We start from the raw sequence: 15,525 nt of genomic DNA, 5'->3' as shown, positions 1-15,525 counted from the left end.
TTATTGGCCAGCGCGATCCTTGTCGCGGATGGCGCGGAACTCATCGCCTTCAACCCAATTGGGCCATTCGGTGGTTTCGGCAAGCGCGCGACCCACGTCATAATAAAGTTTGAGGTCAGCCGCGACACCGCTCCAGTCCCAATTGGGATCATATTCGTCCTTGGGGCCATGATAGCGGTTCTTGGTATAATCCTCGGCCGCCGCCATGCCGGCGGCGGTGCCGCCATTCACCAGATCCTCGCCGCCTTCGAAATAGAGCATCGGCAGACCATGCTTGGCGAAGCTGAAATGGTCCGAGCGATAATAATAGCCCTTCTCCGGCGTCGGCTCCACCGTCGCGACCCGGCCTTGCGCGGCCAGAGCGCGGTCCAGATAGGCGTCAAGCTGGGACTTGCCCTTGCCAATCACGACGACATTCTTTGCCAGACCTGCGACACTGAGCGCGTCCATGTTTACGCCGCCGACGGTCCTGGAAAAGGGGAAGACCGGGTTTTCGCCATAATAGGCCGACCCCAGCAGCCCCGATTCCTCCGCCGTCACCGCCAGGAAGACCTGGCTCCGGTCGGTCGGCCCAGCCTTCACATTCGCTTCCGCCAGGGCGACGAGCGCAGCCGTGCCGGTGGCGTTGTCGACCGCGCCGTTGCAGATGTCGTCGCCATCGGGCGCGGCCTGGCATCGGCCCAGATGATCCCAATGGGCGCTGTAGAGCACATATTCGTCCGGGCGCGTCTTGCCGGGCAGCAGCGCCACGACATTCTTCGAGCTATGCTTGCGCAGGTCATTGTCGAAGGAGACGTTCGCCTTGACGCCCGCCAGCGGCACTGCCTTGAATCCGGGCTGCTTGGCGGCACGCATCTGCGCGTCCAGATCCATGCCCGCGCTGGCGAACAGCGCCTGCGCCTTGTCCTTCTGGATCCAGCCGATCGCGGCGGACTGGTCGGCATTGCCATTGGCGCTGTCGGCGACATGCTGCGCACCGGTCCAACTGGACTGCACGACGTTCCAGCCATAGGCGGCAGGCACCGTGTCGTGCACGATGATCGCGGCGGCGGCGCCCTGTCGGGCCGCTTCCTCATATTTATAGGTCCAGCGGCCATAATAGGTCATGGCCCTGCCGTTGAAGGTGCCCTCAAGGCCGCTTGTCTCATAGTCGGGATCATTGACCAGGATGATGACCGTCTTGCCCTTCACATCGACGCCGGCATAATCGTTCCAGCCCTTTTCGGGCGCGTTGATGCCATAACCCACGAACACGACCGGGCTGTCCTTCACCGCGATATGCGGCTGGGCCGTGCGATAGGTGCCGATCACCATTTCCGGGCCATAGGCGGCGGTGACGGGGGTATTCTCGCCACTAAAGCGCAGCGGCGACACATTTTTTGCGGTGATTTCGACCAGCGGGACATCCTGAAACCAGCTGCCATTGTTACCGGGCTTGAGCCCCAGCCTGGCAAATTCCGACGACAGCAGCGCCAGCGTCTTCTCCTCCCCGGCCGATCCGGGCGCGCGGCCTTCATAGGCGTCCGAGGACAATAGCTGCACCAGCCGTTTCATCGTGTCGATGGATGGCGTCACGCCGGAAGCGGCAGGCTGAGCCGACGCGCTTTCTGGCGGCGCGTCGGACATGGTGGTGCAGGCCGGAAGAGCCAATATGGCGGCGATCGCCAGAATGGAACTGCGCAAGACTATGTCCCCTTTTTCTTATCGGTAGAGGGGTGATGCCACTGAGCAGCGGGGAGAGCAAGCAAGCCGTTGCCAATATGTCCGCCTTGGCTTAGCCACCGGACTCGAGGGGATTTTGTGGGGGAATATTGGAGATGAGGGGAATCGCGAAAGCTGCGTGCATCGCGCTCTGGTTGGCGGGATCGGCTGCCACGGCTTTGGCGCAGGGGCAACCCGATGCCTTGGCCAAGGCCTTTGGCGCGCGTGAAACCATTTCTTCGGCCAGCCTGTCGCCTGATGGCCGAACAATCGCGCTGATCGCTTCGGGACCCGGACGGACAAGTCGCGCCTATGTTCTTGAGGCGCGCGAAGGCGCTGATATCAAAGTGATAGCCTCGACCAGCGGCCGCCCTGAATATCTCAATCGTTGCGATTGGGTCTCTGGCGACCGTCTTGCTTGCCGGATAGTCGGTGAGCAACGCTATGGCGATGATGTCTATGGCTTTTCCAATGTGTTCGCGGTCGGCGCAGATGGACGAGACACCAAGTTGTTAAGCCAGCGGCGCGGAGCGAACGCGCTGAGTTATGACTTGAGAGGCGGCGATGTGATCGATCTGCTGCCCGATGACGAGGGCACCGTCCTCATGACCCGATCCTATGTGCCAGAAGCGAAGATCGGCAGCCTGATCGAAAAGAAGCTGGAAGGGTTGGGCGTCGACCGGATCGACACCCGCAGTGGCTCGGCTAAGCGGATCGAATCTCCTGATAAACTGGCGGTCGATTACATCTCCGACGGGCAGGGCCATGTCCGCATCATGGCGCTTCAGGAAAACCGCACGTCCGGTTATGCCAAAGGCACCTATAAATTTCTCTATCGGCCGGTGGGAAAGTCGGGATGGAGCAATTTGTCCCTATACGATACGCGGGACAATAGCGGTTTCTACCCGGTTGCCGTCGATCCGACAAAGAACGTCGCTTATGGGTTTGAAAAGATGAATGGTCGCGATGCGTTGGTCACGGTCGCGCTGGACCCAAGTCTTGCCAAGACGGTCATATTCTCGCGCCCAGACGTGGATGTGAGCGCGCTAATCCGGGTGGGTCGCGACCGGCGCGTCGTCGGCGCCAGCTACGTCACCGACCATCGCCAGGCAGTCTATTTCGACGAACAGGCAAAGGCGCTGGTGTCGTCGCTGGGCAAGGCATTGGGCGGCAAGGCCATCAACATCAGCGACATGAGCAGCGACGGCAACCGCGTCCTGATCTGGGCCGGCAGCGATGTCGATCCCGGGCAATATTATCTGTTCGACCGCGCCGCCCGCAAATTGTCGCCGATCATGCCTGATCGACCGGAGCTTGCCGGACGCACGCTCGCCGTCATGCAGTCGGTTCAGTATCAGGCGGGCGACGGCACGATGATCCCGGCCTATCTCACGCTTCCGCCCGGCAAAGAGACGGCAAAGGGCCTGCCGGCTATCGTCCTGCCCCATGGCGGCCCGGAAGCGCGGGACGAATGGGGTTTCGACTGGATGGTCCAATATTATGCGGCACGCGGTTTCGCCGTGCTGCAACCGCAGTTTCGCGGCTCGGCTGGCTTTGGTGAGGCATGGCTGATGCGCAACGGCTATCGTTCGTGGCGGATGGCAATCAGTGACGTTGTCGATGCCGGGCGCTGGCTGGTGGCGCAGGGCATTGCCAACCCTGATAAGCTGACGATCGCGGGCTGGTCTTATGGCGGGTACGCAGCATTGCAGGCGCAGGCGGTCGATCCTGCGCTGTTCAAGGCAGTGGTGGCGATCGCGCCGGTGACGGATTTTGCCGATCGGATGCGGCGCAGCCAATATAGCGCCGACTATCTGCTGCAACAGCAGCGCATGGGAACCGGGCCGGAGGCTGCAGAGGCGTCCCCGTCCAATCATGCCGCCGCATTTCGCGCACCGGTGCTGATGTTCCACGGCACCGACGACAGCAATGTCGACATAAGCCAGGCGCGGATCATGCAAGCCAAATTGCAGGGAGCCGGCAAGCGCAGCCAGTTGATCACCTATGACGGATTGACTCACAGCCTGACGGACAGCGATGCCCGCGCGGACATGTTGCAGAGGAGCGCAGATTTCCTGATGGCCGCTGGAAAATAGCGCCTGTTTTTCTACGCCAGCATCATTTCAAGCGCCGGGGTCAGATGTTCGCGCGGTCCGTTATCGGTGCGCACGATCATACGGGCGGCGAGGCCATGTTCGCGCGCGAGGCTCAGACCTTTTCCGGGGCCGGCGACAGTGATCGCCGTGGCCCAGGCGTCCGCCATCATGGCGCTGTCGTGCAGCACGGTGACGCAAGCGACGCCATTTTGGATCGGCGCGCCTGTCCCGGGGTCGATGCTGTGGGACAGTCGCTTGCCCGCGGCCATATGAAAACGCCGATAGTCGCCTGATGTGGCGATCGCCAGTCCGCTTAGGGCCACACGCATCGGTGGCAACGCCATGCCGGGTGGCGTTTCCATATCCACCCACCATGGCTGGATATCCGGCTTGACGCCTGCCCCCCGCAATTCGCCGCCAATCTCGACCAGGAAATTGGCTGCCCCCAGTGCTCGCAGGGCGTCGGCCACGGCATCGACGGCAAAGCCCTTGGCGATGCCCGAAAAATCTAGCGCCACATCGGCAAGGCGGCGAGCGCCATGATCGCCCACTTCAACAGAAGTGGCGGCGCTACCGCATGCGGGGGCTTCGTTGGCGACGTGCGGGCCGAAGCCCCATTGACCGACCAGTTGGCCAAGGGCGGGATCGAACGCGCCGCCCGACAATCGCGAAATGTCCATTCCGGTGCGAAGCACTGTCATCATTTCGACAGGCAAGGTCATCCAGGCGCCGATCGGCTGCCGGTTGAAGCGGCTGATGACCGAATCTGCGTCCCAATTGCTCATCTGGGCGATGACCATGTCCAGCTTCGCTCTTATGGTCATTTCCGCATCTGCCGGCGGATCGACGACCGATGCGGACCATGTCGTACCCATCGTCGGGCCGGAAAACCCCGTGATCGCACCCCGCCTTTGCCTGCCGCGGAAAATTTCGGGCGACAGGCCTGGCGCGATCGCAATGCGAGGGGCGGTCGTGACAGTGACGGTCAGGGCGCCTGCACCTCAAGCGTCGTAACGTAGGAGGTCCGCCGCTGGCTTGGCGGTGCATCGGCTTCGCCAGCGCCTTCGCGCCGGCCGCCCACAGTGGCATTCAGCCAGAACATGCCAGGTTCCGGCCAGGTAACGGCAATCTTGCCGTCCTGGTCGGCGGTCAGGTCCATCTGCCCCAGGCTGTCGCGGTAGCGAATGCCGCCAGGGATCACTGTGACGCTCAGGCCCGATGCCGGCTTCCCGTCTAGCAGGAACTGAAAGGTCGCCGCTTCGCCCGCAACAAGATCATTGGGATGCGTGACCGGCACCATTTCGATGCCGTCGCCCGTCGGTGTGAACAGATTGGTGGTGGGCGCACCCAAGGTCACGAAAATTTCGTTGCGGTTGATGGAGTCATTGGCCTGCACGTCAGTTGCGCCTGCGGGAAGGGCACTGGCCAGCTTGTCCCTGGTGATGCCACGGGGCAAGCGTTCCCGCTTCCCGTTCAGCATATAGCTGCCCATCAGGCGGTTCGCCACCGAGGCGATGCGGTAGGTTCCAGGCTTGGTCAAATGGACGTCGAACGTCGAGCGGTAGCGGCCCTTGGCGGCGTTTTCGATCGTCCCAGCGGCACCATCCGGCTCGGTAACGACGATGCCATCTATCGGTAGCGGGAAATGCTCGAAATAGAACAGGTCGTTGGAGATGGCGGCGTCGACCGTGACCCAGCTTTCCGTGCCCGAAAGCGATGTCGCCGAAGGCAGCATCCATTGGCGATGCGCCTGCGCCAGGCCCGGTGTCAGCAGCAACGCAGCAATTGCTGCGGTCCATAAAGTCCTTTTCATCATCGCCCCCTTCATTTGCCGAATGTCAATGTGATAGCGCCCAGTTCGCTTGCGCCCTTTGCCCGGACGGTCGTCCCGGGCTTTGGCGGCCAGGCGAAAGGCAGGCGCAGCACTTCACGTCCGCCCACTTCACGCGCCGCTTCAACGATCATCGTGTAATTGCCGGGTGTCAGAGACCCGAGCGGCCCCTTGCCCGAAGTGAAGGCGAGCTTCTGTTCGCCAGGTGCCCGGGTCGCGCCAGTCACGCCATCGGCCGGGAACGTCATCGTTCGACCCGAGGCCCGCCACCATTGCCGCACATCGCGCAACCATTTGGCGCCTTCGCCATTGCGCATGTCATAATCATACCAGACCGACAGGGTGCGTGGTGTAGCGCCCTGCTTTTCGATCCACACGGCGACATAGGGTCGGTGATATTCGGCGACGGTGAGGCGCGGAATGATGATGGACATGGTCAGCGTTTGAGCGTGGGCGGGCAAAGCGGCGGCACTGGCCGCCCCGGCGGCCGCACCGGTCAAAAGCAAGGAGTGACGAAGCTGCATGGGTGATGATCCCTTTAATGAATGAAGATGATGGCGACGATGGCCGGGATGGCGAGGCCGGCAGCCACCAGCGGCCATGTGCTGGGACGCCTGCGCGCATGGAGTTGCAGCAGCAGCAGTCCGGTGAGCGCGAACAGGAAGCAGGCCACAGCAAAAATATCGATAAACCATTTCCACGCCGATCCCGCGTTGCGGCCCTTGTGGAGGTCATTGAGGTAACTGATCCAGCCGCGGTTGGTGCTTTCGCTTGTCACCTTGCCGCTATGGCGGTCGATTGCGACCCAGCCGTCGCCACCGGGGCGAGGCAAGGCCAGGTAGACTTCGTCCGCCGACCATTCGGCATCGGCCGCGCCGCTTTGGCCCATTTCCTCATCCAGCCACAGCCGCACGGCGTTGGGCAACGGCTTTTTGGCGTCCGGCGCGTCACTGACGGCGATCTGCGCCAGCAAGGGGGCGGGCAGTGTGCCGCTTCGCTCAACAATAGTGGGCGCGCCTTCGACGTCGGCGGCGTGGTTGAGAGTGATGCCGGTGAAGGCGAACAACAGGAGCCCGATCAGGCTGACGGCCGAACTGATCCAATGCCAGCTGTGCAGTTGCTTCATCCAGAAGGCCTTGGCGCCGCGTCTGGTCTTTTCCCCTTTGCCTCTGCTTGGGGTGTGGGAAGTGCCATGCATCGAGATAAGTCGCCCCGTATCAACACCGTCGCAATAACGCGAACGACTCGCAGTTGCAACGGATTCTCGCCGGCAGGAACGTCATAGCGGGAAATGCCGCTCATCGCGCCGTGGAAAGCCGATGATCCACCGCGTCGCACCAAGTCGTTTTCTTGACGTTATGATGTTGTCGGTCTAGCGCCGACACGCCGGATGCCGGACAGCTACGATAGGCGCACGCATTGCGGTGCCATCTTACCGGCGCGCTTTTGCGAACAGAAGCGGTGCCTTTCTGGGAATATTATGATGCTGATACCGGCCGTTGCTGCGGGAATGATGATGATGGGGACTGCCGCGCAGCAGCCCGATCCGCAAGGGACGGGCGCTTTGTCGCGGGCGGACCAGACCGCGCCAATGGCCGTCGATCCGGCACCGGCCGGTCCGACAGTCCAGCCGACAGAAGGCCAGCCCGCGGATGAAGACGTGGTCCAGGATATCGTCGTGACCGGCGAGAAGGGCGCGCCGCCGGGCGATCCGATGGAAAAGCTCAATGCCAAAAGCTTCCAAGCCGTGCAATCGGTCGACAAAGCGGTCGTGGAGCCAGTGGCCAAGGCGTATAATAAGGGCCTGCCGCGACCGGTGCGCAAAGGGCTGCGCAACTTCTTTTCCAACATTGGCGAGCCGATCGTCTTTGCCGCCTATCTGCTGCAATTGAAGCCGGGCAAGGCCGCCGAAACAGCGGGGCGCTTTGGCGTCAATTCGACGCTGGGTTTCCTGGGCCTGTTTGACGTGGCGAAGCGCAAGCCGTTCCATTTGCCCCATCGCAACAATGGCTTGGCCAATACGCTGGGCTATTATGGCGTCGGTCCCGGCCCTTATATGTATTTGCCGATTGTGGGCCCGACCACGTTGCGGGATATTGTGGGGGATACGGTCGACAAGATGATCCTGCCCTTGTCCATCGGTGAGCCGTTCAATAAGCCGACCTACGTCATTCCGGCCACGGTGCTGAACCAACTTGGCGAACGCGCAGCATTTGACGAGACGATCCAGAAATTGCGCAAGGACGATGATCCCTATGCCGCCTATCGCGATTTATATCTGAAACAGCGGCAGGCGGAGATCGACGCGTTGCATGGACGCGCTCCGGATGAACCCGTCGTGCCTGTCTATGGGCCGGGGATCCCGACACCGAAAGACAATGGCGCATCGTCCGGGGTGGCCACGCCTGCCGTAGATTGAGGAGGTTGGCCCGGGAGGCAGGCGCGCCTGCCTCCCGGCGTTCGGGACCTCAGCGCCCCAGAAGGCCGCGCGCTTGGCCCGCAATCTCCGCCAACATCGCCACATTGGGGTTGGCCGCCGCCTTGGCGCGCTGCACCAGGCTGCGGAACTGGCGAATGCGGGCTGCCTTGGCTTTCAGCCATTGTTCGACATGGTCCGACACGTCCATGGCGGATGTCTGCGCCAGAAAGTCCAGTCGCACCTGCTGCATGTCGCGCGCGACGCCGGAAATCAGCAGCCTTTCCCATGGATCGGACGGCTCCATCCGAGCCGCGGTGGACTGGACCCAGTCGATGCCGACCGCTTCGCCCAGATGCGTGAAGGCGCGGGTGAGGGCGACTTCATTCATGTCCATGCGGGACGCCAGAGACGCAATGCCGACCGCGCCGTCCAGCTTGAACAGGCCCGCCGCGCGCCGCGCCAGAGGTTCGGGCGCGCCCAGTCCAAGCAGCCGGTCGGAGACACTAGCGGTGCGACGCTGCGCTTCACTGGTCAGCAGCTCATCGACCTGTTCGGCCAGTTTTTGCACGCCAGGCGCCAACCGTGCATGACCCTGCGCCGGCAAGGTTCCCGTCGGGAGGGCACGCAGGATATCCGCGATCTGGGCGCGCATCCCGCTGGCAATGGTCGCAAACAGACCCAGCCGTGCGTCCTCACCCATGTCCGCGCTGTCGATATCGGCCCAAAGATCACGAATGCCGTATAGCCGTTCGGCGATCAGGAAGGCATTGGCCAGATCCGCAAGTGAGCAACCTTCTTCTTCGGCCAGTTCGAACGGATGGATGAGGCCCAGGCGGTTGACGATGCGGTTCGCGACCTTGGTCGCGATAATCTCCTTGCGCAGTGCGTGCGCGGCGATGGCGTCGGCTTCCTTTTCCTGCATGGCCGGGGGGAAAGCGGCCATGAGCTCGTCGATCATGCTGACGTCATTGGCCAGATCGCCATGTTCGATCGCATCCTGCAACGACAGTTTCGCGGTCGAAAGGAGGACCGCCAGTTCGGGCCGGGTAAGCCCCTGACCATCCTGCCCGCGCCGCAGCAACTGGTCGTTGGCGGCAAGCCCTTCGACCTGGCGGTCCAGCCGGCCGGATTCCTCAAAGGTTTCGATCAGGCGGACATAGCTGGCAAGATCGTCATTACCGCCCGCTTCGGCGATGGAAAGGCCTAGAGCCTGGAGCCGGTTATCCTCCAGAACCAGGTCGGCGACCGCATCCGTCATGCTTTCCAGCAACGCGTTGCGCGCATCAAAGGGAAGGCGGCCTTCCGCCATTTCCTTGTTCAGGGCGATCTTGATATTGACCTCATTATCCGAGCAATCGACGCCAGCGCTGTTGTCTATGAAGTCGGTATTGATGCGCCCGCTCCTGAGCGAGAAGGCGATGCGTCCCGCCTGGGTGACGCCCAGATTGGCGCCTTCGCCGATTACGCGGACCCGCAGTTCCTCAGCGTTGATGCGCAGGCGATCATTGGCCGGATCGCCCACGTCGCTGTGGCTTTGCGTACTCGATTTCACATAGGTGCCAATGCCGCCAAACCAGAGCAGGTCGGCCGGCGCTTTCAAGATTGCGGAGATGAGCGCGGACGGCTCCATTTCCGTGTCCGTGACGTCGAGAATGGCCTGCATCTCCGGGGTGAGGGCAATGCGCTTGAGGCTGCGCGAAAAAACGCCGCCACCCTTGGAGATCAGGGACTTGTCATAATCTTCCCAACTGGACCGGGGAAGCTGGAACATCCGGTTGCGCTCCTCCCAGCTGCGCTCGGGATCGGGCGTGGGATCGAAGAAGATGTGGCGATGGTCAAAGGCAGCGACCAGCTTGATCGCCTTGCTCAGCAGCATGCCATTGCCGAACACGTCGCCTGACATATCGCCGCAACCGACCACGCTGACCGGTTCGTTCTGAACATCGATGCCCATTTCGGCAAAATGGCGCTGCACGGAAATCCATGCGCCACGGGCCGTGATGCCCATCGCCTTATGGTCGTACCCATTGGAGCCGCCGCTGGCGAAAGCGTCGCCCAGCCAGAAGTCCCGATCCTGTGCGATGGCGTTGGCGACGTCGCTGAAGGTCGCGGTGCCCTTGTCAGCGGCGACCACGAAATAGGGGTCATTTCCGTCCCGCACCACCACCTCGGCGGGATGCTTGACCTCTCCCTTGACGATATTGTCGGTGACCGACAGCAAGGCGCGGATGAAGATGCGATAGCTTTCGGTGCCTTCGGCGAGCCACGCGTCGCGATCGGCCTGGGGATTGGGCAGCTGCTTGGGATAGAATCCGCCCTTGGCCCCCGTTGGCACGATCACGGCATTCTTGACGCGCTGCGCCTTCATCAGGCCTAGGATTTCCGTGCGGAAATCATCGCGCCGATCGGACCAGCGCAGGCCACCGCGCGCAACCGGGCCGGCGCGCAGGTGGATGCCCTCGACGCGCGGGCTGTAGACCCAGATTTCGCGCCAGGGCAGAGGAGCGGGCAAGCCGGGAATCTGCGCGCTGTCGAGCTTGAACGCCAGCGCTTCGGAAGCGGCCGACCCATAGAAATTGGTGCGCAACGTCGCGCCGATGACAGCGCGCAGCAAGCGCAGGACCCGGTCTTCATCAATCGCCGTCACTTGCTCCAGCCCCGCATCGATGGCGGCGTTGGCTGCGGCGATGCGATCTTCGGAATCCGCCTGTGCTGCGGGATCATGGAGCGCTTCGAACAGGGCTACGAGGTTCATCGTGACATCGCGCGCCCGACGCAGCGTTTCAGCGAAGGTCGCCATACCATAGGCGACTCCGGTCTGACGCAGATAGCGATAGAGCGCGCGGAACAGCACGACCGATCGCGGTGACAGGCCGGCTGTGACGATCAGTTCGTTGAAACGGTCGTTTTCTGCACGCCCTTCCAGCACCTGGGCGATAGCCTCAGTCACGATTTCGGCGCGATCGACCACCAGTTGCGCGTCGCCGCCCGAGGGCAGTTCCAGCACAAAGCGCTGAACATGGCCAAGTGCGCCGCTGTCGATAGGCGTGGTCATTTCTTCAATGACGCGGAACCCGAAATTCTCGAACGCGGGCACGACTTCGGACAGGGCCGTCGTATCATGGCTGTAGAGTTTGAGACGTAGGCGCTCGGCGCAGTCTTCCGGATTGCGGTAGACGCGGATGGATTTGTCGCCAGGTCCGGAAAGACCATGAATCAGCCGAATGTCGACCGCCGCCTCGGCCGGACCGGCGCCATTGCGATAGGCCAGCGGGAAGCCGGCGGCATAACGCTGCGCCATCGCGGCAGCGCGGCCGGGTTCTTCGGTTAGCGCCAAGGATTCCTCGACCGCGGGCACCCATCCGCGCACCATCTGCTGCAATTGATGATCGAGTGTCGGTGCGTCCGGGACGGTGCCGCCATCACGTAGGTCGAGCGTGATGCGCAGCAACGCCAAGCCGCCCTCTTCAAGCGCAATCGACCAGCTGAGCACCGGACCATTGGCGGCGCTGGCCAGCATGTTCTGAATGGCGACGCGGCGCGCGGTCGACAATTCATCGCGCGGCAGCCAGACGAAGGCATAGAGATGGCGCGCCAGCGCACTGGTCGCGAGCGCCAGCTTGGGCCGCGGGCGATCCGTCAGCGACATGAACGTCAGGGCCAGCCGCTCCAGCGTGTCGCGATCAAAACCGATGGTGATGTCGTGGGGCAGAGCCGTCAGCGCGTGGGCAAGCGTTTTGCCTGCATGGCTCATCGGCTCGAAGCCGAATTTATCCATCAGCGTCGAAAGTGCCGAGCGCAGCAGCGGCACCTTGTCCGGCGTCGCGGCAAGGCCCGAACTGGTCCACATGCCCGCATGAATGGACAGCGCGGTTACGTCCTTGCCGGAACGTACGGGCACGATGACGAGATCCAGCAGCACGTGCCGATGCACACGCGAAAGCCGGCTGGACTTGATGATCAGTGGCGTGCGCTTGCCTTCCTCAAACCAGGAAAAGGCGGCGTCCAGTGACGCTGGCGCAACCAGGGCGCGGTCGTGGCGGGTGCATATGCCCAGTGCCGCGTTGCTGCTGCCGTCACGTGCAACGACCTCATGCCCGGTCTGGGTAAAGTGGCGGGCAAGGAACCAGCGCAGCAGCGCCGCGCCCTCCTCATCGGCGACCGCGTCCGCGTCGGCCGACATGGCGGCTTGCATTTGCGCCCAGTCCGCAACGGCCGCGCGCACGTCCGCCAATGTTTCCGTAAGCGCTTTCTCCAGCGCCCGGCGCGCCTTCGCATCCGCCCGATCCGCTTCGATGTAGATCATGGATTCGCGCCGGGCGCCCGGCGCATCATCGTCCAATATGGCGGTCAGAGCACCGCCGGCATCGCGCTCGACCGAGAGGATGGGATGAAGCAGGCGATGGATGGTGATGTCGGCGGCGGCAAGCGCGTTGGCGATGGAGTCCACCAGGAAAGGCATGTCATCATTGATGATGGCCAGCCGCATGAACCGGCCGGTCGCACCTTCGCCCAGGGTTTCGATGACGATTGCCGGCTCACCGGGGCGCCGCCCGTTGGCGACGCGGCCCAGGAAGGCCCCAGCCGCAGCGAGTGCCGCCTGATCCAGTCCCTCGCTTTCGCCCGGTAGCGCACCCTTGCTCAGCGCGCCTTGCAACGCCTCCAGGATGTTCTGGTCAACGTCCTTATTCTTCGCTTCCACCAGCGCCGTCATTCGCTCACCTCTCAACAGCGGTCTTCACCCGCTCTAGTCTGAACGGAGGAGGCGCTGGATGGCCGCCATGCGACTCCTCGGCTCGGGATCGCTTATATGCGCTGCACGGCAGAAACGCTCAAGTATCGAACGAAATAAAATTTCGGAATTGTGAAATAATATGATGCAGCGCAGCATGCGGCACCAACTGGCGCCGCGCGATGCCCGGCCTCTATTACGTGACTAAGTTACGATGTCGAGAGGCGGGGCCTGGCGTGCGTCGATGCGAGCCGTCAACGCGATGCGGCGACGATGACCCGCTGGCCAAGATCCGAACCTTCCGGCAGCGCGGCGACGATCGACAAGCTGCCGTCTTCTTCGCGGCGGGCGACAACAACGGCCAACCCATCCGGATCGGTACTGACCGCAACAGGGTCCAGCGCCGCAGCCGACTTGATGACATCGCGCGCGGTCTGGCGGCGATCGGGACGCATGGGCGAGGCGGCGCGTCGCTTGGCGCGCTCGTCGCGCACCACGGCCTTGAGGCCGCCGACATAGGCCGTCAGATAGTCCGCCAGCATCCCGACGCCCAGTCCGCTGCCCAGCGCATGCTCCAGCGCTGTCGCATATTCGGTGATGCGCGTCTTGTCATAGGTGGCGCCGAAGACGAGCTTGATGACCGCCGTCATCGGGCTGCGCGCCTGCGCCTTGACGCCATAGTCGGCAAGCAGTTCTGCATAGTCGTCGGGCCGGGCGCGGGCGACCAGGGCGAAATCATAGCAAAGGCTGACGGCGCGGTAGAGCGCGGCATGACTGCGTGCTTCGCTGATGCGCACACGAGCCGCGCCGTCGCGGGCGAGGGCGAGCCAGTCGGCCAGGGAGGCATCGTCGGCCGGACATTCCATGCCGGCCAGGTCGAGCGCATCTTCGTCAATTTCATCGGGGGCCGTGGTCATCGCATCGCTTGCGGGACCATCGGCCCAGATCGGCGTGGCGGCTCGCGGCGTCGGAGCGCTCCGCAACGCATCGCCCACTTCCCGCTCCAGCCCGTGCAGCATGTCACTGCTGACGGTTTCCTTCCAGTTGATGACGCCGAACACAAAGTCGATTGTGTCACCGTCAGAAGAGAAGGGCATCAAAATGCCGCGATAAAGGATTTCGGCGTCGCGCTGGTTGATGAATTCCGCTTCGAAGCCGATCGGCGCGGCGTTGGCGATGATCTGGAGATAATGGTCGGTCAGCCGAGAGAGCAAGGACCGGGCAGGCACATCCTGGATATAGTCGATGGTGCCTTCGATCGCACATTCCTGGCGCAGCGCTGAGCCCAGATAGACGATGGCGGGGTTTTCCAGGCCCGTGCTGAAATCCAGCAACACGCTGTAAGGCCCGAAATCCTCAAGCTGGTCCGGCGCCAGATCCTCGATCGAGGGCAGCGCGCGGTCGCCCAGCAGCGATGCCCAGTAATTATAGGCCCGCACCTGCATCCGGCGCTCATCCGATCCGACAGCGGGCGGGCTTTCGATCGCGGCGTCGTCGCCATCGTCGAAATCATCCTGATCATGGGCGACGTCCTGTCCCCGCAGAGTGTCCATCCAGTCGGTTCCTGTCCTACCGCAAAGCCTTGGCCGGACCGCGATTGTCGCAGGGGATGGTAAAGAGGGGGTAAATGGAGAGCGCAAGAAAAGCGGATGAGAGGATGATTTGCCCGCTTGTCCAATCGCCCAACCGCTGTTATCTGCCCCGCCATCGCCGCTTTAGCTCAGTTGGTAGAGCACATCATTCGTAATGATGGGGTCACGTGTTCGAGTCACGTAAGCGGCACCAGTACCCCCTCCGTTAGCATCCACATCAGGTTGAAGAAGCGGCGGAAATCAGATAAAAATTCACTCTTTTTGGCTGGCTGCAGTTGTCGCCGTCCATGCCTGTCCGTTCCCCATTGGGGGTATTGGAAAGGGGCATGAGGCTAATGAGTGAAACGCGATACCCCCAGGAAGCGGACGAGGCAGATGGGATGGTCGACAGATGGCGCTTTCAGACACGAGAAACAGGGGGCTAAAGCCTCAAGACAAGCCATATTAGGTCGCTGATGAGCGCGGCCTTTTCCTCCTGATAAGCCCGATGGCAGCCGACTATGGAGATTGAAATTTCGGATCGATGCTCAAGGACGGTTTAAAAAGGTTAAAAAGCTACTCTCCCTAGGCGCTTATCCGGATGTTTCTTCAACGAGAGCCCATATCCTGCGGGACGGAGCGCGGGACCTGCGTGCTGCTGGCTCTGCGGCCTATCGAGAAAAAGGGGCGGCATGAGAGCGCGAAACACGCACTGAATTTCATCGGGCAGGTATTTCGTTACGCAGTGGCATAGAGGTGGCCTGGCAAAACTAAACATTGAGATAAGTGGATTTTCTGCCTGACGGTGGCCAGTATGGCTGCGAGACAGGAGCAGAGATGAGCAAACGACCCCGCCGGAACCACAGTCCGGCATTCAAGGCGAAGGTGGCACTGGCTGCCGTGAAGGGCGAGAAGACGCTGGCCGAGTTGGCGCAGCAGTTTGACGTGCATCCGAACCAGATCACGACGTGGCGAAGCCAGTTGCTGGAGGGCGCAGCCGGTGTGTTTGGTTCGGACAAGGCATCGGAAACGGGCGAGCCGCCGGTTGACGTGAAGACACTACATGCCAAGATCGGTGAGTTGACGCTGGCGAATGATTTTTTGGCCGGCGCGCTCGGGAAGGCCGGTCTGTTGCCGAGCGCAAAGCGATGATCGATCGTTCGCACAGTCTGCCG

Annotated in this window: 11 protein-coding genes, 1 tRNA gene and 1 pseudogene; 6 read left to right on the top strand and 7 right to left on the bottom strand. The window is 62.4% G+C overall.

The annotated features are described in order from the left end of the window. Positions 1 to 1,683 (bottom strand): M28 family metallopeptidase, encoded by a 1,683-nt coding sequence (locus LL253_RS00055; RefSeq protein WP_228225763.1) that lies wholly within the window; start codon positions 1,681 to 1,683, stop codon positions 1 to 3. Between the two features lie 134 nt (positions 1,684 to 1,817). Here LL253_RS00055 and LL253_RS00050 point away from each other — a divergent pair, with 134 nt between their 5' ends. Further along, positions 1,818 to 3,797, top strand: a complete 1,980-nt coding sequence (locus LL253_RS00050; RefSeq protein WP_228225762.1) for an alpha/beta hydrolase family protein — start codon at positions 1,818 to 1,820, stop codon at positions 3,795 to 3,797. Positions 3,798 to 3,808: 11 nt separating this feature from the next. Here LL253_RS00050 and LL253_RS00045 read toward each other — a convergent pair whose 3' ends face one another. The 4 genes from LL253_RS00045 to LL253_RS00030 form a co-directional block, all read right to left on the bottom strand. Further along, entirely contained in the window at positions 3,809 to 4,672 is an 864-nt protein-coding gene (locus tag LL253_RS00045) for an FAD:protein FMN transferase (protein ID WP_228225761.1), read from the bottom strand. Positions 4,673 to 4,782: 110 nt separating this feature from the next. Then, positions 4,783 to 5,613 (bottom strand): DUF4198 domain-containing protein, encoded by an 831-nt coding sequence (locus LL253_RS00040; RefSeq protein WP_407696070.1) that lies wholly within the window; start codon positions 5,611 to 5,613, stop codon positions 4,783 to 4,785. Positions 5,614 to 5,621: 8 nt separating this feature from the next. Beyond that, positions 5,622 to 6,152 (bottom strand): DUF2271 domain-containing protein, encoded by a 531-nt coding sequence (locus LL253_RS00035; RefSeq protein WP_228225760.1) that lies wholly within the window; start codon positions 6,150 to 6,152, stop codon positions 5,622 to 5,624. A gap of 14 nt (positions 6,153 to 6,166) precedes the next feature. Next, positions 6,167 to 6,826 (bottom strand): PepSY-associated TM helix domain-containing protein, encoded by a 660-nt coding sequence (locus tag LL253_RS00030; protein WP_228225759.1) that lies wholly within the window; start codon positions 6,824 to 6,826, stop codon positions 6,167 to 6,169. 282 nt (positions 6,827 to 7,108) lie between these two features. On the opposite strand from LL253_RS00030, the gene LL253_RS00025 reads away from it, so the two are divergent. Next, positions 7,109 to 8,047, top strand: a complete 939-nt coding sequence (locus tag LL253_RS00025; RefSeq protein ID WP_407696069.1) for an MlaA family lipoprotein — start codon at positions 7,109 to 7,111, stop codon at positions 8,045 to 8,047. 49 nt (positions 8,048 to 8,096) lie between these two features. Here the strand turns inward: LL253_RS00025 and LL253_RS00020 are convergent, their stop codons facing one another. Further along, a complete protein-coding gene (locus tag LL253_RS00020) occupies positions 8,097 to 12,761 on the bottom strand; it encodes an NAD-glutamate dehydrogenase (protein ID WP_228225758.1) in 4,665 nt (1,554 codons plus the stop codon). Between the two features lie 272 nt (positions 12,762 to 13,033). Further along, positions 13,034 to 14,332 carry a PAS domain-containing protein gene (locus LL253_RS00015; protein ID WP_228225757.1) on the bottom strand — a complete coding sequence of 433 codons (1,299 nt, stop codon included), beginning with the start codon at positions 14,330 to 14,332 and terminating at the stop codon, positions 13,034 to 13,036. Positions 14,333 to 14,488: 156 nt separating this feature from the next. On the opposite strand from LL253_RS00015, the gene LL253_RS00010 reads away from it, so the two are divergent. The 4 genes and pseudogenes from LL253_RS00010 to LL253_RS00005 all read left to right on the top strand — a co-directional run. Next, positions 14,489 to 14,564: transfer RNA gene (locus tag LL253_RS00010), tRNA-Thr, on the top strand. Between the two features lie 314 nt (positions 14,565 to 14,878). Continuing rightward, positions 14,879 to 15,046: a hypothetical protein gene (locus LL253_RS19895; RefSeq protein ID WP_323133381.1), complete on the top strand. Its 168-nt coding sequence runs from the start codon at positions 14,879 to 14,881 to the stop codon at positions 15,044 to 15,046. Next, positions 15,003 to 15,104, top strand: coding sequence for a phage integrase central domain-containing protein (locus tag LL253_RS19975; RefSeq protein ID WP_407696068.1), 102 nt, complete (start codon positions 15,003 to 15,005; stop codon positions 15,102 to 15,104). The genes LL253_RS19895 and LL253_RS19975 overlap by 44 nt, the downstream gene beginning before the upstream one ends. Positions 15,105 to 15,187: 83 nt before the next feature. Next, positions 15,188 to 15,525: pseudogene (locus LL253_RS00005) on the top strand (transposase); the annotation flags it as partial.

This window comes from Sphingobium soli, assembly GCF_020782245.1.
GTDB lineage: Bacteria > Pseudomonadota > Alphaproteobacteria > Sphingomonadales > Sphingomonadaceae > Sphingobium > Sphingobium soli.
The sequence above is the reverse complement of the archived record's forward strand: the minus strand, read 5'-3'. Positions and strand labels throughout refer to the sequence as shown.

Excerpts from the sequence above, each read along its gene's own strand:
- LL253_RS00030 (WP_228225759.1), bottom strand. The coding sequence starts at position 6,826 with ATGCATGGCACTTCCCACACCCCAAGCAGAGGCAAAGGGGAAAAGACC.
- LL253_RS00025 (WP_407696069.1), top strand. The coding sequence starts at position 7,109 with ATGATGCTGATACCGGCCGTTGCTGCGGGAATGATGATGATGGGGACT.
- LL253_RS00040 (WP_407696070.1), bottom strand. The coding sequence starts at position 5,613 with ATGATGAAAAGGACTTTATGGACCGCAGCAATTGCTGCGTTGCTGCTG.
- LL253_RS00020 (WP_228225758.1), bottom strand. The coding sequence starts at position 12,761 with ATGACGGCGCTGGTGGAAGCGAAGAATAAGGACGTTGACCAGAACATC.
- LL253_RS00035 (WP_228225760.1), bottom strand. The coding sequence starts at position 6,152 with ATGCAGCTTCGTCACTCCTTGCTTTTGACCGGTGCGGCCGCCGGGGCG.
- LL253_RS00015 (WP_228225757.1), bottom strand. The coding sequence starts at position 14,332 with ATGGACACTCTGCGGGGACAGGACGTCGCCCATGATCAGGATGATTTC.
- LL253_RS00045 (WP_228225761.1), bottom strand. The coding sequence starts at position 4,672 with ATGGGTACGACATGGTCCGCATCGGTCGTCGATCCGCCGGCAGATGCG.
- LL253_RS00050 (WP_228225762.1), top strand. The coding sequence starts at position 1,818 with ATGAGGGGAATCGCGAAAGCTGCGTGCATCGCGCTCTGGTTGGCGGGA.